The sequence below is a fragment of the Phycicoccus mangrovi genome (assembly GCF_018729305.1).
GTDB classification, from domain to species: Bacteria; Actinomycetota; Actinomycetes; order Actinomycetales; family Dermatophilaceae; genus Phycicoccus; species Phycicoccus jejuensis.
In genome coordinates this window covers 154,779-174,978 of the sequence record NZ_JAHHWP010000008.1, presented here as the reverse complement: position 1 = coordinate 174,978, position 20,200 = coordinate 154,779, and the positions used below count along the sequence as shown (strand labels likewise).

The following is a 20,200-nucleotide window of genomic DNA, read 5'->3' as shown; positions in this document are numbered from 1 at the left end:
CGGGGAAGCCCGCCGGACGTCGAGGCGCCCGCCCCGCGGGGTGCGGGACGGGCGCCTCGGGTGCGGCTCGGGGGTCAGCCGGCGACGACCTCGGTGATCGGCTCGATGAAGAAGTAGACGACGAAGAGCAGCGCCGTCAGCCACATCATCGGGTGGACCTGGCGGACCTTGCCGCGCACGACCTTGATGAGCACGTAGACGACGAAGCCCGCACCGATGCCGGCCGTGATCGAGTAGGTGAACGGCATGAGGATGATCGTCAGGAAGGCCGGGATGGCGATCTCGACGTCGTCCCAGGCGATCTCCTTGACCTGCTGCATCATGAGGAAGCCGACGAGCACGAGCGCGGGGACGGCCGCCTCGTTGGGGATGATCTTGACGAGCGGGGCGAAGACGACCGCGACGAGGAACAGCACGCCCGTGACGACCGACGCCAGTCCGGTGCGCGCGCCCTCGCCCACACCGGACGCCGACTCGATGTACGAGGTGTTCGACGAGACGCCGGCGGCACCACCCGCCGCGGCGGCGACGGAGTCGACGACGAGGATGCGCTGGGTGTTGGGCGGGTTGCCCTCCTCGTCGAGCAGGCCGGCCTCGGCGCCGATGGCCGTCATCGTGCCCATCGTGTCGAAGAAGTCGGCGAGCATGAGGGTGAAGATCAGCAGCACCGCCGCGACGACGCCGACCCGCTCGAAGGAGCCGAGCAGGTTGAACTCGCCGAGCGTCCCGAAGTTGATCGGGTCGACGACCTCGGGCCAGGACGGGACGTTGAGGTTCCAGCCGAGCGGGTTGATCTTGTTCGTCCCGTCCGCGTTCTGCCCGACGACGGTGGGCCCGACCTTGGCGATCGCCTCGACGACGAAGGCGACGACGGTCATCGCGATGATCGAGATGATGATCGCGCCGCGGACCTTGCGCACCCACAGGGCGACGATGAGGACCACGCCGAGCGCGAAGACGAGCGTCGGCCAGCCGGCGAGCTGCCCGCCGACGCCGAGCTCGACCGGCACCGTGCCCGCGCCGGTGCGCCGCACGAAACCCGCGTCGACGAGGCCGATGAGCGCGATGAACAGGCCGATGCCCACCGAGATCGCGGTCTTCAGCTGGGCCGGCACGGCGTGGAAGACCGCCTGCCGGAACCCGGTGAGCACGAGGACGAGGATGACGATGCCCTCGAGGACCACGAGGCCCATCGCGTCGGCCCACGTCATCTTGCTCGCGATCGCGTAGGCCACGAAGGCGTTGAGGCCGAGGCCGGTGGCCAGCGCGAGCGGGAAGTTCGCGACGACGCCCATGAGGATCGTCAGCACGCCCGCGACGAGCGCGGTGCCCGCCGCGATGGCGGCGAGGTTCGGCGCGTCACCCCCGCCGAGGAACTTGCCGTCGGCGTCCTGGACGTAGCCGAGGATCAGCGGGTTGAGGACGACGATGTACGCCATCGTGAAGAAGGTGGCGACGCCACCGCGGACCTCGCGACCCACGGTGGAGCCGCGCTGGTGGATGTGGAAGAACCGCTCGAGGAAGCCCGGGTGCGTGGGGCCCGCGTCGGCGGTGGTCGTGGTCTCGGCCATGGCGAGCAGGCTAGTGGCGCCGGGACCACCACGGGTTTCGGGGGTGTGACGGCGAGATCGCTACGCTGGCGCCGTGACCGACGAGCCCACGCGAGCCCCGGATCCCGCCCTCCTCGGGCGCTCCGCCCCGGTCGACCCGCCGGACGTCCCGACCCGCACCCTCGTGCTCGTGGGCTCCGGCGTGTGGACGCTCGCCCTCGTCGTCACCCTGCTCGTCCCGGCGCTGCACACCGGCGAGCGCTCGTGGTGGCCGTGGGCCTGCGTCACCGGCCTCGCGCTCGGCGCGTTCGCGTGGTGGTACGTCCGCCGCGGGCGCCACGACGCCGCCGGCGCCTGAGGCGGCCGGCGGCGTCGTGGCGCGACGTCAGCTGACGTCGAGCGCGTTGTCGTCGAGGATCGGCGCGGACACCCGCTCGGCGGGCGGGGCCTCGACGTCGGCCTCGGAGTGCGCCCCGCAGCCGTGGTCGAGGCTGACGACCTTGCCGTCGGAGGGCGACCACTCGTTGGCGCAGACGCCGAAGACCGTGCGCAGGGCGCCGGCCATCGGCAGGAAGTAGCCACAGGACGAGCAGGGCATCGGCGCCTTGACCGCGACCGGCGCGGCGGGGCCGTTGTCGCCGTCGTACCAGCGCTGGGCCGCGACCTCGCGGCCCTCGGCCGAGAGCACGCGGACCCGGCCGAGGCCGAGCTCCCACTGCGCGGCGGCGTCGACGTCCTCGTCGCCGGTGGCCTCCCAGCCGGCCTCGAGGTGCGGGTCGGCGTCGACGTACGGGGTGACGTCTCCCGGGCCCAGGTCGCCGGGCGCGAGGCGCGAGGCGTAGGGCAGCCACTCGGGGCTGAGCAGCGCGCCCTCGCCGGGGACGAGGTCGGTCTCGCAGACGGTGACGGTCTTGGAGCGGGCGACGCGCGCGACCGACACGGCCCAGCGCCAGCCGCGGTAGGCGGCGGCGTCGCAGGCGAAGTAGTGCGTCGCGAGGCGCTCGTCGACCATCTCCATCCCGAGGTGGTCGCCGACGGTGCCGGGCTCGGCGATGCCGGTCAGCGCCTCGCGGGCGACGTCGACGGCGCCCCGGAGGGTGGCGTCCGGACGGACCGCGGTGGCGGGCGCCATCAGAGCTCGAGGTCGCCGGCGACGGCCCGCAGGACCTGGGCGACCTTGTTGCCGTGCTGCTTGTCCGGGTAGTGCCCGCGGCGCAGCGACTCCGAGACGTTGTCGAGGAGCTTGATGACGTCCTCGACGATGACCACCATCTCGTCGGCCGGCTTGCGGTCGCGGACGCGGCGGTTGGTCGCGACCGACGGGGCGGGGTCGAGGACGCGCACGGCCATCGCCTGGGCGCCGCGGCGGCCCTCGGCGATGCTGAACTCGATGCGCTGACCGCCCTTGAGGCCCTGGACGTCGGCGGGCAGGGCGGACGCCGGGACGAACACGTCCCCCTCGCCGGCGTCGCCGGACACGAATCCGAAGCCCTTCTCGGCGTCGAAGAACTTCACCTTGCCAGTCGGCACGGTCCACCTCATCCATCGGTCGTCACGCGGGGCACCCGGGAGCGGGCACCACGACCAAGGCTAACCGCTGGGGCCGACACCGCGCTGCCGGGTTCTCGCCCCGCCCACCCCGGACCCACCCCGAGTCCCACGCGTATCGGGTGACCCGATACCGCTGCGCTTCCCCCGACAACCGTTCCCGGGTACAGCGCGCCCGTATCGGGTGACCCGATACGCAGGTGACGCCCGTGACGACCCCGGCGGGGCGGAGAGGACGGAGCGCGCGCGGGCGGGCAGAACCCGGTCGCGGGGTGTCGGCGGCCCGTGGGAGCGTGTCCCGGTGCCCGAGACCGCCGCCTCAACCGCCGCCGACGACGCGCACCTGACCGTGCGCCGCTTCTGGGCGGCGCTGCCCCCGGCCGGGCGCTGGCTGCTGTCGACGACCGCCATCTCCACGCTCGGTCGTGGGATGACGCTGCCGTTCACGGCCATCTACATGCACGAGGTCCGCGGCGTCCCGCTCTCGGTCACCGGCCTGCTCATGGGCCTCATCGCCGGCGTCGCGGTCGTCGTCACGGCGCCCGTCGGCGTCATCACCGACCGGCTCGGCGCCCGCCCGGTCGTCATCGCCGGGCTGCTCGCGCAGGTGCTCGGCGCCCTCGTCATGGCCTTCGCGACCACCGTCACCGGCCTCACCGTCGCGGTCGTGCTCCTCGGCATCAGCTTCGGTGTCGGCTGGCCGGCCTTCAACGCGATGATCGCGAGCATCGTCGAGGGCCGCCTGCGCACGCAGTACTTCGGCATCAACTTCGCGCTGGTCAACCTCGGCATCGGCATCGGGGGCGTCGTCAGCGGCTTCCTCGCCGACGTCTCGCGCCCCGGCACCTTCAGCGCGATCTTCGTCGTCGACGCCGTCTGCGTGCTCGTGCCCGTCGCGCTCCTGCTCGGCCCGCTGCGCGCCGTGGCCGGTCGGCCGCTCCCCGCGGCCGAGGGCGAGGGCGGCACCGGCTACCTCGCGATCCTGCGCCGCCCGGCCGTCCTCTGGCTCACCGCGCTGACGTTCCTCTCGAGCTTCGTCGGCTACGGGCAGATGGAGGCCGGCTTCCCCGCCTTCGCCCGGCAGGTCAGCGAGGTCTCGACCCGCACGATCGGGTTCGCGTTCGCGGCGAACACCGCCGTCATCGTGCTCATGCAGTTCCTCGTCCTGCGCCGCATCGACGGCCGTCGCCGCACCCGCGTCTTCCTCGGCCTCGTCGTCCTCTGGGCGCTCGCCTGGGCGCTGCTCGGCGCCACCGGCCTGGTCGCCGGCACGCTCGCGGCGGCCGCGGGCGTCATCGTCTTCCACGTCTTCTTCGGGCTCGGCGAGACCCTCCTCCAGCCGACCGTGCCCGCCATCGTCAACGACCTCGCGAGCGACCACGACCGCGGCCGCTACAACGCGGTGTCGGGGATGGCCTTCCAGGTCGGCGCCATCACCGCGCCGGTGGCCGCCGGCTGGCTGCTCGACCGCCGGCTGGCCGGGGTGTTCGTCGCCGTCCTGCTCGTCTGCCTCGCCGTCGTCGCGGCACTCGCCCTGGCCCTCGAGCGGCAGATCTCCCCCGAGGTCAACGGGGTCCGGCCGCGCTGAGCCGGCGCGGCGCGGCTCAGCCGCCGGTCAGCGCCTTGACGACGCGCGAGGGCGAGGGGCGCCCGAGCACCCCCGCCATCCAGGCCGAGGTCTCGACGAGCGCGTCGAGGTCGACGCCCGTCTCGACGCCGGCGCCCTCGAGGGTCCACACGAGGTCCTCCGTCGCGAGGTTGCCCGTCGCCGACTTCGCGTACGGGCAGCCGCCGAGGCCGCCGGTCGAGGCGTCGACGACGGTGACGCCGTCGCGCAGCGCGGCGAGCGTGTTCGCGAGCGCCTGACCGTAGGTGTCGTGGAAGTGCACCCCGGTGCGCTCCGGCCCGATGCCGGCCGCGTCGAGCCCCTCGAGCAGCCGGTGCACGTGGCCGACGGTGCCCACCCCGATGGTGTCGCCGACCGACAGCTGGTCGCAGCCGAGGTCCATGAGGCGTCGGCAGGCGTCGACGACCTGGGCCACCGGCACCGGCCCCTCCCACGGGTCGCCGAAGCACATCGACACGTAGGCGCGCACCCACAGGCCCTCGGCCCGGGCCCGCTCGACGACGGGCGCGAACATCGCGACCGACTCCTCGAGCGAGCGGTTGAGGTTCTTGCGGGCGAAGGTCTCGGTCGCGCTGCCGAAGATCGCGACGGCGCCGACCCCGGCGGCCAGCGCCCGGTCCAGGCCCCGGACGTTGGGGACGAGCACCGGCCGGCGTGCCTCGCGCCCCTCGTCACCGAGCAGCCCGAGGACCTCCTCGGCGTCGGCGAGCTGCGGCACCCACCGCGGGTCGACGAACGACGTGGTCTCGACCGTCGTGAGGCCCGCGGCGAGCAGGCGCCGCACGAACTCGGCCTTGACGGCGGCCGGGACGACGGCCGACTCGTTCTGCAGCCCGTCCCGGGGCCCGACCTCGTAGACCGTCACCCGCTCCGGGAGGGAGGGGTCCGGTTCGACCTGCGGCAGTGCACGGCTCACCCCGCGATCCTGACACGCCGGACCGCCACGGGAGATGCCGCCCGCCCTCTATCCTCGTGCGCGGCGGCCGATCGGCGGCCGCCACCGACCCGGAGGGGACCCCAGACACCGTGAGCAGCAGCGACGACCACCGGGACCCGACCGCGCCCCCGCCGCTCCCCGACTCCTTCGAGTCCTCCCGGCCCGAGCCCGGCCCGGACGACACGCAGGTCGTCGGACCCGAGGCCACGCGTCCCTTCACCCCGCCGGCCCCGCCGGCCCCGCCGGCCCCGCCGGCCTACGAGCAGCCCACCTACTCCACGCCGTCGTACGACCTGCCCGCCTACGGCGAGGCCCGGGAGGACACCCCGCCGTCGGGCCCGGACCCGTACGCCGCCCCCGCGTCCCCGTCGGCGCACCCCGACGGCGCCCCGGCGAACCCCTACGCCGCTCCGGCCGACCCGTACGGTGCCCCGAGCGCGGACGGCACCTACCCCCCGCCGCCCGCCCCGGGGGCCTCCGTGCCCTCCTACGGAGCGGCCTCCCCCTACGGCGGGCCCCCGGCGTACGGCGCCGGCTCCCCCTACGCGGCGCCGACCAACAACACGAGCGCGATCGTCCTGACGATCGTCTCGGGCCTGACCACGCTCATCACCATCGGCTTCTGCGTCGGGGTCGTCTTCGTCCCCGCGCTGGTCTTCGGCATCGTCGCCCTGACGAAGCAGTCCTCCGACCCCGCGGGGTCCCGGAAGATGTCGCGCTGGGGCTGGATCTCGTACGCGGTGGCGATGGGCCTCGGCGTCCTCGCGGTCGCCGGCCTCATCGCCTTTGCCGTCGTCGCCGGCGACGGCAACGGCGCGTTCACCGGCACCTGACGCGCCACGCCCGGTCGGCTCCTGTGCAGCCGACGTCCAGCGGACTCCCAGACTCGGGGTCGAGACTGGGAGGCGTGACAGCCACGCAGCCCCCCGAGGCCCGGCTCCTCGTCGTCGAGGACGAGCCGAACATCCGCGAGCTCCTCGCCACCTCGTTGCGGTACGCCGGCTTCGACGTCGCCACCGCCGCGAGCGGCTCGGAGGCCCTCAAGGTCGCCGACGACCATCAGCCGGACCTGTGCGTCCTCGACGTCATGCTCCCGGACATGGACGGCTTCACCGTCACCCGCCGGCTGCGCGACCAGGGCCGGCGCCTCCCCATCGTCTTCGTCACCGCGCGCGACTCGGTCGACGACAAGATCAAGGGCCTGACCGTCGGCGGCGACGACTACGTCACGAAGCCGTTCAGCCTCGAGGAGGTCGTCGCGCGCATCCGGGCGGTCCTGCGCCGCACCCGGGGTGACGTCGACGAGGACCGCCCGGTCCTGCGCTTCGAGGACCTGGAGCTCGACGAGGACAGCCACGAGGTCCGCCGGGGCACGCGCGTCATCGAGACGAGCCCGACCGAGTTCAAGCTGCTGCGCTACCTCATGCTCAACCCGAACCGGGTGCTCTCGAAGGCGCAGATCCTCGACCACGTGTGGGACTACGACTTCCGGGGCGAGTCCGGCATCGTCGAGTCCTACATCTCCTACCTCCGTCGCAAGATCGACGTCGAGGGCGCGCCGCCGCTCATCCACACCAAGCGCGGCGTCGGGTACGTCCTGCGGCTGCCCCCGCAGACCTGATGGCGTCCCCCTCCCGGTCGGTGGCGCGCGTCGTCGGCCGGCTGGAGGCGGTGCCGCTGCGCACCCGCCTCCTGCTCATCGTCGGTGTCCTCGTCGGCGCGGCGCTCATCCTCACGAGCATGGTCACGGCCTACCTGCTCAAGAGCGACCTCGACGCCCGGGTCGACGCCGAGCTGCGCAGCGTCCTCAGCCCGGTCGCGACCCAGGCGATCTCCGACCTCCAGAGCCGTTCGGACGACGCCCTGCCGACGAGCTACGCCTTCGCGATCCAGACCCCGACCTTCACGGCGGTCCGCCCGCCGGTGGGCAAGTACGCCGAGCCGCTCCTGCCCTCGCTCTCCGTGTCCGACCCCCGGGTCCGCACCCAGACCCCGTTCACCGTCGGCTCGAAGAACGACCGGCTGACGTGGCGCTTCATCGCCGCCCGGGTCACCGGCAGCGACGCCGTCGTGGCGGTGGGGGTGCCACTGGAACCGGTGTCGCACACCGTCACCCGCCTCCTGGTCTCCACCGCCCTCATCGGCACCATCGCCCTCGTGCTCTCGCTGGTCCTCGGGCACTTCGCGGTCCGACGCGCGTTCCGTCCGCTGCGCCGCATCGAGGACACGGCGGCCGCCATCGCCGAGGGCGACCTCACCCAGCGCATCCCCGTCCGGCAGGCCGACGACGAGGTCACCTCGCTCGCGCGCAGCCTCAACGCGATGCTCGCGCAGGTCGAGACCTCCTTCGCCGTCCGCGAGGCCAGCGAGGAGCGGATGCGCCAGTTCGTCGCCGACGCCTCGCACGAGCTGCGCACCCCGCTCGCGACCGTCGGCGGCTACGCGCAGCTGTACCGCCAGGGCGCCGTGCGCGACCCCGAGGCCGTCGGGTCGGCGATGGAGCGCATCGAGGCCGAGTCCGGCCGGATGAGCGCGCTCGTCGAGGACCTGCTGACCCTCGCGCGCCTCGACGAGGAGCCCGAGGTCGAGCACACCGACGTCGACCTCACGGTGCTCGCCGCCGACACGGTCGCGGACGCGCGCGCCCGGGCACCCGAGCGGCGCATCCAGCTCGTCGGCTTCGCGGGCGGCGTCGAGCCCTGCGTCGTCCGCGGCTCCGAGCCTCGGCTGCGCCAGGTCGTCACCAACCTCGTCGCGAACGCCCTGCGGCACACACCCGAGGGCACCCCCGTCGAGGTCGCCGTGGGCCTCAACGACGGCGTGCCGAGCCTCGAGGTCCGCGACCACGGGCACGGCGTGCCGCCGGAGATCTCGACGAAGGTCTTCGAGCGCTTCTACCGCGCCGACCCCTCGCGCGGGCGCACCGGCGGGGGCGGCACCGGCCTCGGCCTGGCCATCGTCGCCGCCATCGTCGCGAGCCACCACGGCCGCGTCGGCGTCGCCGAGACGCCCGGTGGCGGCGCGACGTTCGTCGTCCGGTTCGCACAGCGGACTCCCAGCCACTGACCAGCGCACGCCCACCTCGGGGGCGTTGAGTGGGGACCAGTCGAGCAGAAGGAGACCCGTCGGCGATGAACGACCAGCAGCCCCGCACCCCGGAGAACCCCGGCCCGTGGACCGCCCCGCAGTGGTACACCCCGCACGGTGGCACCACCACCGCGACGCAGCCGACGGGCGAGGGCTCGCCGACCACCCCGGTCCCCACCGGGTACCCCCAGAGCACCCCGACCGGTCCGATGGCCCCTCCCCCTCCGTCGGGGCCGTTCGGGCCGGCCGGGGGTGCCGGACCCTCGGGCGTCCCCTCCCGCGGGTCCGGTCGTCGCCGTGGCGCGGAGATCGTCGGCGTCGCGGTCCTTGCCGCCGTCCTGTCCTCCGGCGGCACCCTGGCCGCGACCCGGCTGATGGACGACACCTCGACGACGTCGACGGTGTCCACCTCCCAGTCGGGTCGCGGCACGGACCCCGCGCCCGTGCAGCAGGCCGACGCGTCCGCGCCGAACTGGACGGCCACGGCCAAGGCGGTCTCGCCGAGCGTCGTCGCCATCACCGCGCAGCTCGCGAACGGCGAGGCGCAGGGCTCGGGCGTCATCATCGACGGCAACGCGCACGTCGTGACGAACAACCACGTCGTCGCCGGCGCGCAGAAGCTCCAGGTGACCCTCGCCGACGGCCGCACGTTCTCGGCGCAGGTGCGCGGCACGGACCCCTCGACCGACCTCGCGGTCATCACCATCGACAACGCCCCCGACGACCTCACGCCCATCTCGATGGGTGACTCGGACGCCCTCGCGGTCGGCGACCCGGTCATGGCGGTCGGCAACCCCCTCGGTCTCGCCGGCACCGTGACGACGGGCATCGTCAGCGCGCTCAACCGTCCGGTCAGCACGCAGGCCGAGGAGCCCCAGCAGCAGCAGCAGAACCCCTTCAACGGCGGCTTCCAGCAGCAGACGCAGGCCGAGCCGGTCGTGACCAACGCGATCCAGACCTCGGCGGCGATCAACCCCGGCAACAGCGGCGGCGCGCTCGTCGACGCCTCGGGACGGCTGGTCGGCATCAACTCCTCGATCGCCTCGCTCGGCCAGTCCTCCGGGGGCCAGTCGGGCAGCATCGGCATCGGCTTCGCCATCCCGGTGACCGAGGTGCAGTCGATCGCCAAGCAGCTCATCGACACCGGCAAGGCGCAGCACGCCTACCTCGGGGTCTACCCGCAGGACGGCACCGCCTCGGACGGCTCGGCCACCCGCTCGGGTGCCGAGGTGACGAAGGTCGAGCCCGGCACGCCCGCCGAGAAGGCCGGCCTGCGCCAGGGCGACGTCATCGTGGCGGTCGACGGTGACCCGGTCGACGGCGCGGAGTCGCTCATCGGCTACGTCCGCGAGCAGTCGGTCGGCAGCACCGTCACCCTGACGGTCCTGCGCGACGGCGCGAGCACGCAGGTGCGCGCGACCCTCGCGGCGTCGTCCAGCAGCCAGGGCTGACCCACCGGCCCCTCGCGGCGCCCGGGCCCGGCTGAGTACCGGTGCTCAGGCGCCCCGACGGCGTCCGCCGGGAGGCTGGACGGCATGACGCACCGGGACGACGTGGCACGCCTCGAGGTCGAGTTCGCCGACGCGATGCAGCGTATGCACACCGTCGGCAACGGCCTGGCCCGCCTCCGGCGCGAGCTCGAGCAGCAGCCGGTCGTCACGACCACCCCCCGCACGGCGTCGGCCGCCGTCCGGTCGGGAGGCCCCGCGCAGGGCGGGGCCGCGGGAGCCGCGCAGGGCGGCACCCCGCACCGGGCCGCCGGGACGGGACACCAGGGAGTCCCCGTCCCGGCGGTCGCCGGAGCACCGGGTCGGCCGGCGTCGTCTGCAGGGTCGACGTCGTCCGGTCCGGTGCCGGGTCCGCTGCCGCAGGCGCCGCCCGTCGGGCCGGCGCCCGTCGGCCGCCTCGGGCCGGCCGAGCCGCTCGAGCCCTGGTACCGGCGCGAGGGCGCCGTGACCCGCGTGCTCGCGGTCTCCGGCGCCGTCGTCACGCTCTCCGGGGTCGCCATGCTCCTCGTGCTGGCCGTCCGGCACGGCTGGTTCGGCCCCGGCGCCCGGGTCACCGCGGGCGCGCTCCTCGCAGGACTGCTCGGTGGTCTCGGCGTGCGCGGAGGGGCGCGCGACCGCGACCGGGGTTCTCCCGCGGGGAGCGCGCCCGTGGCGCTCGTCGCCACCGGCGCGGCCGTCGCCTACCTCGACGTCGTCGCCGTCACCGCGCTCTACGCATGGCTCCCGGCCTCCGTCGGCGTCGTCCTCTGCCTCGCGGTGAGCGCGCTCGGGTCGGTCGTCGCACGCCGCTGGGGCAGCGAGCTGCTCGCCGTGCTCCTCGTCGGCGGTGGCGGGCTCTTCGCGCCGGTCGTCGCCGGCCGCGCCGACTGGGTGCTCACCGCCGTCCTCGCCGTGCTCGCCGCCGTCGGGTGGTGGGCCGGCCACGGCCGCACGACGCCGTGGCTCACGCTCGTCCGGGTCGTCCCCGTCACCCTCGCGCTCCTCGCCGGGGCGGCGGCCACCGCCGGCCGCCCGGGCGCGGCGCCCCTCGTCGCCGTCGGGCTGGTCGTGCTCGCCGCCACCGTCGTCACCTCGGCGCTCTCCGTGCGCCGCGACGCCGACGACATCGCCTCGAGCGCCGCGCTGGCGGTCGTCGCGACGGGCGCGCTCGCCGCCACGGCCGCCCTGTCCCCGACCCCGCGCGCCCTCGTCCACGGCGCCGTCGGGGCGGTGCTGCTGCTCGCGGCGACCGCCCTGGGCCGGGCGCCCCTCGGCCGGGTCGCGCCGCACCTGCTCGTGACGACCGCCACCGCCGGCAGCGTCGGCGCGGTGCTGGCGGTGCTCTCCGGCGCCCCCGACGGGTTCGTACGCAGCGGGCTCCTCGTCCTCGCGCTGGCCCACCTCGCGGTCGCCGGCGCGACCCGCTCCCGGATCGCGCTCGGCCTCGGCGCCGGCGTGGGGGCGCTGGGCGTCCTCGCCTGGCTGCCGGACGCGCTCGCGGTGGTGACCGTCCGCCTGGCCGCCGGGCACGACCTCGCCGCGGGCTTCCTGACGAGCGTGCTCGCGGGGGCGGTCGCCGTCCTCGCGTGGTGGGCCGCGTGCGCCGTCCGTGGTGTCGCCGAGCCGGTCCGCCGGTTCGCGGCAGTCGTGGCGTGGACCGTGGGCCTGGCCGCCACCGCCACCGCGCTCGTGAGCGTCGGCACGCTGGCCGGGGTACGCCTCGGCACAGCCGAGACCGGCTTCACCGCCGGGCACGCCGTCGCCACCGTCGTCTGGATGGCCGCCGCCGCCGGCCTCCTCCTGCGCTCGCTCGAGCGCCCGCCGGGGTCCGACCTCGTGCTGCGCAGCGGCCTGCTCCTCAGCGCCGTCGCCGTCGCCAAGCTCTTCCTGTTCGACCTCGCGGCCCTCGACGGCGTCGTCCGGTCGGTGGCCTTCATCGCCACCGGGCTGCTGCTCCTCGCGACGGGCAGCCGCTACGCCCGCACCTGGGAGCGCGCGCGTCCGCGGACGTGACCGGGGGACGCGTGACCGACGCCCGCCGGTCTGCCAGAGTGAGCGGGTGAGCGGGCTGCACCGACGGTGGGTTGCCGACTGCGCCGACGCCGTCCCCGGCGCGGACCGCGCCGCCGTCGACCGCCTCGGCGTCGACCTCCTGGGTCGGTGGAGCGAGCCCCACCGCCGCTACCACGACCTCGCCCATCTCGCCGAGGTCCTCGCCGCCGCCGACCTCCTCGCGCGACGGGGGCGCGCCCGCCGGGCGGACCGGTCAGCGGTCGTGCTGGCCGCCTGGTTCCACGACGCGGTGTACGAGGGTCGGGGCGGTGACGACGAGCGCCGGAGCGCGGACCTCGCCGCTCGTGAGCTGGGCGCCCTGGGCGCCGACCCGGCCCTCGTCGACCGGGTCGTCACCCTGGTCCTCGACACGCTCGACCACGACGTCGAGGGGGCCGGGGCGGACCTCGCGCGGGTCACCCTGCACGACGCCGACCTGTGGATCCTCGCCTCTCCGACAGCGCGGTTCGACGAGTACTGCCGTCAGGTGCGCGAGGAGTACGCGCACGTCCCGGTGGCCGAGTACGCCGCCGCGCGGTCCGCCGTGCTGCGGCCGTTCCTCGTGCGCCCGCACGTCTACCGGTCGGCCCACGCCCGGCGCGAGTGGGAGCCCGTGGCGCGCGAGAACCTCGCGCGCGAGCTCACCCGGCTGGCCGGCTGAGCACCGCCTCGACGAGCGGCCACCAGAACGTCGCGCCGCAGAGCCCTTCCAGCTCGGCCGGGGTCACCCAGCGGCGGTCGGAGGTGTCGTCGTGCGCCGAGGAGAGCGTCGGCCGGGTGGTCGTCAGGTGCGTCTCGAAGAGCTGGAGCAGGTCGGAGCCGCGCGTCCACGGCCCCTCCCCCTCGACCCCACGGAAGCGCTCGTAGCCGACCGGCCGCAGCGCGGCGGGGTCGAGGAGCAGCCCGGTCTCCTCGTGCACCTCGCGGACCGCGTTCTCGCGTACCGACTCCCCGGCTTCGCGGCCGCCGCCCGGCGCACCCCACTCGTCCCGCCACACCGACCGCACGACCGCGAGGTCGCCCGCTGCGTCGTGGACGAGGACGAGCGCGGCGAAGACCCGGTCCGGCGTCGCGTCACGCGACGAGCGGATGAGGTCGACGTCCACGACGACCCCGGGCAGGCGCACGCCGGTGACCCGGGCCACGCCCTTGTCGCCGCGCCGCTTCTGCATCCGCAGGCCGCTCGCCACGAGGCGGCGCAGCAGCTCACGGGCGTCCGTGGGCTCGGCGCCGGCCGCCACGACCGCCGCGTAGCGCTCCTCGGGGACGTCGTAGTGGTCGCCCTCGAACCCGCGCGCCGGGATGCCGACCCGGCGGGCGAAGGCGTGCAGCTCCGCGAGGCTCGTGTCGCTCACGAGGTGCGACCAGCGCCGGCCGTGCGCCTCGACCCGCGGAGGATCGATGAGGACGGCCACCCGCCGATCGTAGGCCCCGGCCCCGGCGCCCCGCCCCCTTCGGACGCCCCAGCCCCCTCCCGACCCCCAGTCCCCTCCCGCCTCACCTTTTCGGGGTCACCCCGAAATGTCCACGAGACAAGACCTCCGAGCCGGGGTCTCGTGGACGAACCCCTGTCCCGGGCCACGGCGACGCGATGCGCGCCAGGCCACCCCCCGCCCCGGCCCACCCCCCGCCCGGCCCGGACCGGGTGCGGCGCGCCGCCGCGCGGCGGGCCTGTGGAAAACTCCGCGGCCGGGTCGGCCGGCCGACCTAGCGTTCAGGCAGCGGGTGACCACCGGGTCGCCCACCAGCCCCAGGGGGTCCTCGTGTCCGCACAGTTCCAGGTCGACACCGACCGCATCACCGCCGCCGCCGGCGACGTGGCCCGCATCTCCGCCGAGGTCGAGGGGCAGGTCGCCGCGATGACCGCGCGGCTCGTCGGCCTCCAGGACGCGTGGACCGGCAGCGCGTCGGCGCAGTTCCAGGGCGTCGTCGAGCAGTGGCGCGGCACCCAGCAGCAGGTCCGCGAGTCGCTCGACTCGATCGGGCGGGTGCTCGGCGCCGCCGGCGCCCAGTACGCCGAGGTCGAGGCCCAGGCGGTGCGGATGTTCTCGTGACCCTCAGCGCAGGTCGAGCTTGAGCCCCGCGTGGGAGTGCACCCAGCCGAGGTCCTCGTAGAAGCGGCGGGCGTCCTCGCGGCGCAGGTCGGTCGTCAGCTGCGCGAGCACGGCCCCGCGGGCGCGACCGTACGCGGCGGCCCAGGTGAGCAGCGCGCGTCCGAGGCCGGACCCGCGGCGGCCGGCCGCGACCCGGACGGCCTCGACCTGCAGGCGGGTCGCCCCGCCCCGGGAGAGCCCGTGGAGCAGCGTCAGCTGCAGCGTGCCGACGACCTCGCCGTCGGGGTCCCGGGCGACGACGAGCAGCTGGTTCGGGTCGGCGTCGACGGCGGCGAAGGCCTCGCGGTAGGGGGCGAGGTGTTCGTCGCCGGCGGCCTCCGGGGACGCCTCCCGGCCGGCGCCGATGGCGTCGTCCCGCAGCAGCGCCACGACCACGGGCACGTCGGTGGCACGCGCCCGTTCGAGCGTCACGACGTCGTCGCGCAGCACGAGTCGGTGGGGCAGCTCGGTGGGTTCGTCCACGACGGTGACGCTACCCGCGGTCGGGTCCGCCGCCGGCGGGTGGCGTCACCGGCGGGAGGGGGATCGGCGGCGTCACTCGGTCGCGATCGCGCGCAGGACGTCGAGGCGGGCGGCCCGGCGGCCGGGCCAGACGGCGGCGAGGACCCCGACGACGGCGGCGAGCGCGACGAAACCGACGAGCTGGAGCCACGGGACGGACAGCACGTCGATGCCGTCGTCCGCGAGGGAGCGCTGCAGCGCGACCGCGAAGACCAGGCCCAGCACGACCCCGAGCACCGCCCCGAGCACGGCGATGGCCACGGACTCCAGGCGCAGCATCGTGCGCAGCTGGCGGCGGCTGAGGCCGACCGCGCGGAGCAGCCCGATCTCGCGCACGCGCTCGACGACCGACAGCGCGAGCGTGTTGACGATCCCGAGGACGGCGATGACGACGGCCAGCCCGAGCAGGGCGTAGACGATGAACAGCAGCTGGTCGATCGGCTTGCGCTGCTCGGCGGCGAACTCCGCCTGGTCGGCGACGCCCACGAGCGGCAGGTCGGCCACTGTGGCGTCCAGCGCCTTCTTCAGCGCGGGCCGGTCGGTCCCGGGCTGCGCGACGACGAAGGCGGTCCGGTCCGTCGGCGGCACCCCGAGCTCGTCGAAGGTGCCGAGCGTGAGGGTGACGTCGGACTGCAGCACGGCGTCCGGCTCGTAGGTGGCGACGACACGGCCCTCGACCTCCGCACCCGCGAAGGTCGTCGTCACCGTGTCCCCCACCCGCAGGCCGAGGTCGGCCGCCTGGCTCGTCGAGAGCGCGACGTCGCCGTCGCGCAGCGCCTCGAGCGAGCCGGCCGTCACGTCCGGGCGGGCCACCCGCACGACCCCGGCCGGGTCGACCCCGGTCGCGAACTCGCGGTCCCCGGCGACCTCGACCCGGGCGCCGCGCACCCGGACGACCTCATCGACGCCCGGCACCTTCTCGACCGCGTCGGTGATGGCGGCCGAGAAGCCCTGGCCGACGACGCTCGAGACGACGTAGTCCGCCACGATGTCCTCGGCGAGCGACTTGTCGAGGCTGGCCTTCGCCGAGGCGCCGAGCACCGACATGAGGGTGACGAGCGAGACGCCGATCATCAGCGCGGACGCCGTGGCCCCGGTGCGCCGGGGGTTGCGGCGCGCGTTCTGCTCGGCCATCCGGCCGACCGCGCCGAAGGCCCGGCGGTAGAGGGCCCCGAGGACGCCGAGCACCGGCCGGCCGAGCACCGGGCTGAGCAGGGCCGTCCCGACGAGCACCCCGAAGGTGCCGACCCCGAGGACGTAGGTCGGTTCGCTGCCCCATCCGAGCAGGCCCCCGACGATGCCGACCACGCCGGCGAGGAGGAGCAGCGCGCCGACGGCGACCCGCCAGCGCAGGCCACCCTCGGCGAGGACGGCGTCGTCCCGCATCGCGGCGACCGGCGGCACCCGCCCCGCACGCCGCGCCGGCAGGTACGCCGACACCACGGTGACGAGCACCCCGACGGCCAGCGCGACGACGACCGTCCGGGCCTCGAGGACGAGCGGAGTCGACCCGAGGTCGAGCCCCACCCGCCCGAACACCGCCCGGATGCCGATGGCGAGGAGCACGCCGAGCCCGACGCCGAGCGCCGAACCCACGAGCCCGACGATGCCGGCCTCGACGAGCACCGAGCGCGCCACCTGCCGCCGGCTGGCGCCGATGGCGCGCAGCAGCGCGAGCTCGCGGCTGCGTTGCGCGACGAGGATCGAGAACGTGTTGACGATGAGGAACGCCCCGACGGTGAGGGCGACCCCGGCGAAGACGAGCAGGAAGGTCGTGACGAACGACAGCGCCTCGTCGATGCGGGTCGCGGCGCGCGCCGAGGTGGCGTCGCCGGTGTCGGCGCGGAAGCCCTCGGGCAGGACGGCCTGCACCGAGCGCAGCAGCTGGTCCTGCGTCGTGCCGGCGGCGGCCGTCACCCAGACGGTCGACCAGCCGGTGCCGCCGTCGAGGAAGAGCTGCTGCGCCTGCCGCGCGTCGAACATCACGACGCTGGCCCCGACGAGCGAGCTGCCGCCGAACTCGGCGGTGCCGACGAGGGTCGCCTCGATGCGCGGCTGCGCCCCCGCGGTGAGCAGCGGGACGGTGTCGCCGATGAGCCAGCCGGAGCGCTGCGCGGACGTGGCGTCGAGCACGATCTCGCCGGACGCGGCCGGGAAGCGACCGCTGACGAGGGTGGCCGACGGCGTCCCGTTGGCCGCCGGGCCGGAGCTGTACGAGACGCCGATCCCGGGCGGCCCGCCGCCGCCGACGAGCTTGCCCTGCCGGTCGACGACGAACGTGCCGAAGGTCGTGACGCGCCCGTCCGCCCGGGCGGCACCCGGCACCCCGGCGAGCGTGGTGACGAGGTCCTCGGGCACGGTGCGCACCGCGGCCGCACCGAGCGGACCACCCCCGCCGCCGGACTCGTCGGCGCTGCCGGGACGGACGATGACGTCGCCCACCGCGCCGCTCGTCAGCCCCGTGAACGCGCGGTCGAGGGTGTCGGTGAAGACGTAGGACCCGGCGACGAAGGCCACCCCGAGCACGACCGCGACACCGCTGAGCAGCAGCCGCACCTTGTGCGCGAGGATGCCGCGCAGCGTCGCGCGCAGCACCTCAGGCCTCCGACTCGGCCAGTCGCGCCATCCGGTCGAGGACCGCCTCGGGCGTCGGCTCCCGCAGCTCGCCGACGACGTGGCCGTCGGCGAGGAAGACGACACGGTCGGTCCAGCTCGCGGCGCCGGGGTCGTGCGTGACCATGACGACGGTCTGCCCGTGCGTGTCGACCGAGCGGCGCAGGAAGCCGAGCACCTCGGCGCCGGAGGCGGAGTCGAGGTTGCCGGTCGGCTCGTCGGCGAAGACGACGTCGGGGCGGCCGACGAGCGCCCGGGCGCAGGCGACCCGCTGCTGCTGTCCGCCGGACAGCTCGCCCGGCCGGTGCCCGAGGCGGGTGCGCAGCCCGACCGTGTCGACGACCTCGTCGAACCACGCCTGGTCCGGCTTGCGCCCGGCGATGGCGAGCGGGAGGACGATGTTCTCCTCCGCCGTGAGCGTCGGCACGAGGTTGAACGCCTGGAACACGAAGCCGATGCGGTCGCGCCGCAGCTCGGTGAGACGGCGCTCCTTGAGGGTCGTGAGGTCGACGTCGCCGAGGTACACGTGCCCCGCGGTCGCGGCGTCCAGGCCTGCGGCGCAGTGCATCAGGGTCGACTTGCCCGAGCCGGAGCGGCCCATGATCGCCGTGAACTCGCCGGCGTGCAGGTCGAGCGTGACGTCGTCGAGCGCGACGACGCGGGTGTCGCCCGAGCCGTAGACCTTCGAGAGGTTCTCGACGCGGGCGGCGGGCGGACGGGCCGGCGGGGCGGCGGACGCGCCGGCCGGGCCGGGCTGGGACTCGGCGACGCTCATGGGGCCACGCTAGGCGACGCCGTCGAGGCGGCCCCCGCGGGGACCACCCGGTGGTCCGAGGGCCCGTCGTCGGTGGCCCGCGCCGTCACGGCCCACTGGGCGTGGAGGTGCACCGACCAGACCTCGCGCAGCCACGGGTGGTCGTGGTCGGCGCCCTCGACCATCCCGGTCACCCACGTGAGGTCGAGCCCGTCCGGCAGCACCCGGCACAGGGCGACGTTGTTGTCGAACCACGGTCCCTCGGTGACCGTCCACGGGTACGCGGGGTCGGGCACGCGGCGCGAGGCCGACGCCAGGAGGCGCATCGGCCGCACGAGGGAGCGGGTGAGCATCGAGATGACGACGCGCACCCCGCGCGGCATCGGGTTGCGGATCGGCGAACACACCGCCTGGACGATGCGGGAGCGCGCGCCGTGGCCGGCCGCGTCCGTGACCTCCGCGAGGTAGGAGTTGTGGACGTCCCCGGAGAGGAAGGTGACGGTGTCGGGGGCCGGCCCGCGGTTTCCGCGCGCGAGGTCCATCACCATCTCGAAGACCTCGTCGAAGCCGGTGTTGAACGCGGCCCAGTGCTCGAGGTCGACGACCCGGCGCACGCGTTCGGCCGCGTGCGCCGCCCGGCGCCCGTAGGCCCCCTGCGCCACCGCCTCGTCGATGGCCTCGAAGTCGTGCAGGCCGGGCGGCAGGAGGAACGGCAGGGACGTGCCGACGAAGACGTGCCGGTACCCGCCGCGCAGCGTCGCGTCGAGCCACTCCGTCTCGGTCGGGTCGAGCATCGAGCGGCGGTCCGGCTCGAGGTGGCGCGCGGCGCGGGAGTCGAGGACGACGAGCAGGCAGTCGCCGAGCTCGCGCACGTGGCTCCAGCGGTAGGTCTCGGGCTCGGCGTCGGCCCGGGCGGCCAGCGCGTCGAGCGTCTCCGTGAGGTCGAGCTCGTCGTCGACGGCGCTCGTGCCGCGCGCCGCGTGGTCGGCGGCGTGCCCGAGGACGAGCCGGAACGCCTCCTCCTGCGCGAGCTCGGCGGGCGAGAGGTTGCCGATGTGCTGGTGCACCCAGTACGACGCGAGGCCGGAGACGATGCGCTCCTGCCACCACGTCGTCGCCCGCATCTCGCGGCGCCAGGACCACGAGGTGTTCCAGTCGTCGCGGATGTCGTGGTCGTCGAAGATCATCGCCGACGGCACGGTCGAGAGCAGCCAGCGGATGACCGGCTCGACCCACGTGATCCGGTAGAGCTCGTCGTACTCCGCGTAGTCCTTGATCTCCTCGTACGGCGGCTCGTCGAGGCTGCGCCGCGCGCGCATGAAGTCCTCGAGCTCGGGGTGGGGCGTGGTGTCGGCGTACACCTGGTCGCCGAGGAGGACGAGCAGGTCGGGCCAGCCGGCCTCCGGCACGTCGCGCAGCGTCACGGCGAGGCTGCGCAGGGCGTCGACGCCGTGCCGCCGCACCCCCTCGTCGTCGTGCGTGCCCGTCGTGCGGCAGGAGCCGAAGGCGAAGTGCGGCATCCGGTCGGGGTCGAGGGTGCGGATGCGGCTCGGCGGTGCGCCGTCGAGGGGCCAGACGCGCTCGTCGTCGACGAGCAGCTCGTACGGGTCGTCGGTGCCGGGCTCGAGGCCGTCGCAGACGACGAGGGCGTAGTGCGACCCGTGGACGCGGAAGGTCGGCGCGCTCCACCGGCGCCCGTCGCGCACGACGGTGACCGTGGCGGCCGCGGCGGTGCGGACCCAGATCGTCGCCGAGACGTCGTCGACGTGGCGGAGCAGCGGGCCGAGGACGAGGGGGTGGGCCTCACCGGGCTCGGGGTGGCTCATGACCTCATCCTGCCGTCCCAGGCTGGGCGGCGGCTGTGGGTGATCACCCCGGCCCGACCCCTGTCCCACCCGGAGCAGGGGGTGGGACGCCGACGGGCGGCCCT

At 75.1% G+C, this 20,200-nt stretch carries 18 protein-coding genes; 9 read left to right on the top strand and 9 right to left on the bottom strand.

Annotation, left to right across the window (positions count from 1 at the left end):
- Positions 1 to 74: 74 nt before the first annotated feature.
- The gene (locus KMZ30_RS05655; protein WP_215512371.1) at positions 75 to 1,571 is read right to left on the bottom strand and encodes an NCS2 family permease; all 1,497 of its coding nucleotides are present in this window, start codon (positions 1,569 to 1,571) and stop codon (positions 75 to 77) included.
- Between the two features lie 73 nt (positions 1,572 to 1,644).
- On the opposite strand from KMZ30_RS05655, the gene KMZ30_RS05650 reads away from it, so the two are divergent.
- Positions 1,645 to 1,908 carry a DUF2530 domain-containing protein gene (locus KMZ30_RS05650; RefSeq protein ID WP_215519886.1) on the top strand — a complete coding sequence of 88 codons (264 nt, stop codon included), beginning with the start codon at positions 1,645 to 1,647 and terminating at the stop codon, positions 1,906 to 1,908.
- 27 nt (positions 1,909 to 1,935) lie between these two features.
- Here the strand turns inward: KMZ30_RS05650 and KMZ30_RS05645 are convergent, their stop codons facing one another.
- The gene (locus tag KMZ30_RS05645) at positions 1,936 to 2,682 is read right to left on the bottom strand and encodes a DUF3027 domain-containing protein (protein ID WP_215512369.1); all 747 of its coding nucleotides are present in this window, start codon (positions 2,680 to 2,682) and stop codon (positions 1,936 to 1,938) included.
- On the bottom strand, positions 2,682 to 3,080 hold the full coding sequence (locus KMZ30_RS05640; protein WP_030528640.1) for a cold-shock protein: 399 nt from the start codon (positions 3,078 to 3,080) through the stop codon (positions 2,682 to 2,684). The genes KMZ30_RS05645 and KMZ30_RS05640 overlap by 1 nt, the downstream gene beginning before the upstream one ends.
- A gap of 319 nt (positions 3,081 to 3,399) precedes the next feature.
- Between KMZ30_RS05640 and KMZ30_RS05635 the strand changes: the two genes are divergently transcribed.
- Positions 3,400 to 4,686 carry an MFS transporter gene (locus KMZ30_RS05635; protein WP_215512368.1) on the top strand — a complete coding sequence of 429 codons (1,287 nt, stop codon included), beginning with the start codon at positions 3,400 to 3,402 and terminating at the stop codon, positions 4,684 to 4,686.
- Between the two features lie 16 nt (positions 4,687 to 4,702).
- On the opposite strand, the gene KMZ30_RS05630 is transcribed toward KMZ30_RS05635, so the two are convergent.
- Entirely contained in the window at positions 4,703 to 5,641 is a 939-nt protein-coding gene (locus KMZ30_RS05630) for a hydroxymethylglutaryl-CoA lyase (RefSeq protein WP_215512367.1), read from the bottom strand.
- 110 nt (positions 5,642 to 5,751) lie between these two features.
- Here KMZ30_RS05630 and KMZ30_RS05625 point away from each other — a divergent pair, with 110 nt between their 5' ends.
- The 6 genes from KMZ30_RS05625 (at position 5,752) to KMZ30_RS05600 (ending at position 12,949) form a co-directional block, all read left to right on the top strand.
- Positions 5,752 to 6,495, top strand: coding sequence for a chromosomal replication initiator protein DnaA (locus tag KMZ30_RS05625; protein WP_215512366.1), 744 nt, complete (start codon positions 5,752 to 5,754; stop codon positions 6,493 to 6,495).
- A gap of 74 nt (positions 6,496 to 6,569) precedes the next feature.
- A complete protein-coding gene (locus KMZ30_RS05620; RefSeq protein ID WP_207024231.1) occupies positions 6,570 to 7,283 on the top strand; it encodes a response regulator transcription factor in 714 nt (237 codons plus the stop codon).
- Positions 7,283 to 8,728: a sensor histidine kinase gene (locus KMZ30_RS05615; RefSeq protein WP_215512365.1), complete on the top strand. Its 1,446-nt coding sequence runs from the start codon at positions 7,283 to 7,285 to the stop codon at positions 8,726 to 8,728. The genes KMZ30_RS05620 and KMZ30_RS05615 overlap by 1 nt, the downstream gene beginning before the upstream one ends.
- A 65-nt stretch (positions 8,729 to 8,793) precedes the next feature.
- Positions 8,794 to 10,200, top strand: coding sequence for a S1C family serine protease (locus KMZ30_RS05610; protein WP_215512364.1), 1,407 nt, complete (start codon positions 8,794 to 8,796; stop codon positions 10,198 to 10,200).
- 84 nt (positions 10,201 to 10,284) lie between these two features.
- A complete protein-coding gene (locus tag KMZ30_RS05605; protein ID WP_215512363.1) occupies positions 10,285 to 12,249 on the top strand; it encodes a DUF2339 domain-containing protein in 1,965 nt (654 codons plus the stop codon).
- Between the two features lie 46 nt (positions 12,250 to 12,295).
- A complete protein-coding gene (locus KMZ30_RS05600; protein WP_215512362.1) occupies positions 12,296 to 12,949 on the top strand; it encodes an HD domain-containing protein in 654 nt (217 codons plus the stop codon).
- On the opposite strand, the gene KMZ30_RS05595 is transcribed toward KMZ30_RS05600, so the two are convergent.
- Positions 12,930 to 13,703: a DUF4031 domain-containing protein gene (locus tag KMZ30_RS05595; RefSeq protein ID WP_215512361.1), complete on the bottom strand. Its 774-nt coding sequence runs from the start codon at positions 13,701 to 13,703 to the stop codon at positions 12,930 to 12,932. The two genes, KMZ30_RS05600 and KMZ30_RS05595, sit on opposite strands and share 20 nt — an antisense overlap.
- 348 nt (positions 13,704 to 14,051) lie before the next feature.
- Between KMZ30_RS05595 and KMZ30_RS22255 the strand changes: the two genes are divergently transcribed.
- Positions 14,052 to 14,342: a WXG100 family type VII secretion target gene (locus KMZ30_RS22255; protein WP_030528630.1), complete on the top strand. Its 291-nt coding sequence runs from the start codon at positions 14,052 to 14,054 to the stop codon at positions 14,340 to 14,342.
- A 3-nt stretch (positions 14,343 to 14,345) separates the two neighbouring features.
- Here the strand turns inward: KMZ30_RS22255 and KMZ30_RS05585 are convergent, their stop codons facing one another.
- The 4 genes from KMZ30_RS05585 to KMZ30_RS05570 form a co-directional block, all read right to left on the bottom strand.
- Positions 14,346 to 14,864, bottom strand: coding sequence for a GNAT family N-acetyltransferase (locus KMZ30_RS05585; RefSeq protein WP_308279656.1), 519 nt, complete (start codon positions 14,862 to 14,864; stop codon positions 14,346 to 14,348).
- A 72-nt stretch (positions 14,865 to 14,936) separates the two neighbouring features.
- Positions 14,937 to 17,498, bottom strand: a complete 2,562-nt coding sequence (locus KMZ30_RS05580; RefSeq protein ID WP_215512360.1) for an ABC transporter permease — start codon at positions 17,496 to 17,498, stop codon at positions 14,937 to 14,939.
- 1 nt (position 17,499) lies between these two features.
- Complete coding sequence (locus KMZ30_RS05575) at positions 17,500 to 18,291, bottom strand: ABC transporter ATP-binding protein (RefSeq protein ID WP_215512359.1); 792 nt, start codon at positions 18,289 to 18,291, stop codon at positions 17,500 to 17,502.
- The gene (locus KMZ30_RS05570) at positions 18,288 to 20,096 is read right to left on the bottom strand and encodes an alkaline phosphatase D family protein (RefSeq protein WP_215512358.1); all 1,809 of its coding nucleotides are present in this window, start codon (positions 20,094 to 20,096) and stop codon (positions 18,288 to 18,290) included. The genes KMZ30_RS05575 and KMZ30_RS05570 overlap by 4 nt, the downstream gene beginning before the upstream one ends.
- Between the last annotated feature and the right edge of the window lie 104 nt (positions 20,097 to 20,200).

Bases quoted from the DNA above. Each gene is read 5' to 3' on its own strand.
- KMZ30_RS05615 (WP_215512365.1), top strand. From the start codon at position 7,283: ATGGCGTCCCCCTCCCGGTCGGTGGCGCGCGTCGTCGGCCGGCTGGAG.
- KMZ30_RS05645 (WP_215512369.1), bottom strand. From the start codon at position 2,682: ATGGCGCCCGCCACCGCGGTCCGTCCGGACGCCACCCTCCGGGGCGCC.
- KMZ30_RS05575 (WP_215512359.1), bottom strand. From the start codon at position 18,291: ATGAGCGTCGCCGAGTCCCAGCCCGGCCCGGCCGGCGCGTCCGCCGCC.
- KMZ30_RS05655 (WP_215512371.1), bottom strand. From the start codon at position 1,571: ATGGCCGAGACCACGACCACCGCCGACGCGGGCCCCACGCACCCGGGC.
- KMZ30_RS05570 (WP_215512358.1), bottom strand. From the start codon at position 20,096: ATGAGCCACCCCGAGCCCGGTGAGGCCCACCCCCTCGTCCTCGGCCCG.
- KMZ30_RS05605 (WP_215512363.1), top strand. From the start codon at position 10,285: ATGACGCACCGGGACGACGTGGCACGCCTCGAGGTCGAGTTCGCCGAC.
- KMZ30_RS05610 (WP_215512364.1), top strand. From the start codon at position 8,794: ATGAACGACCAGCAGCCCCGCACCCCGGAGAACCCCGGCCCGTGGACC.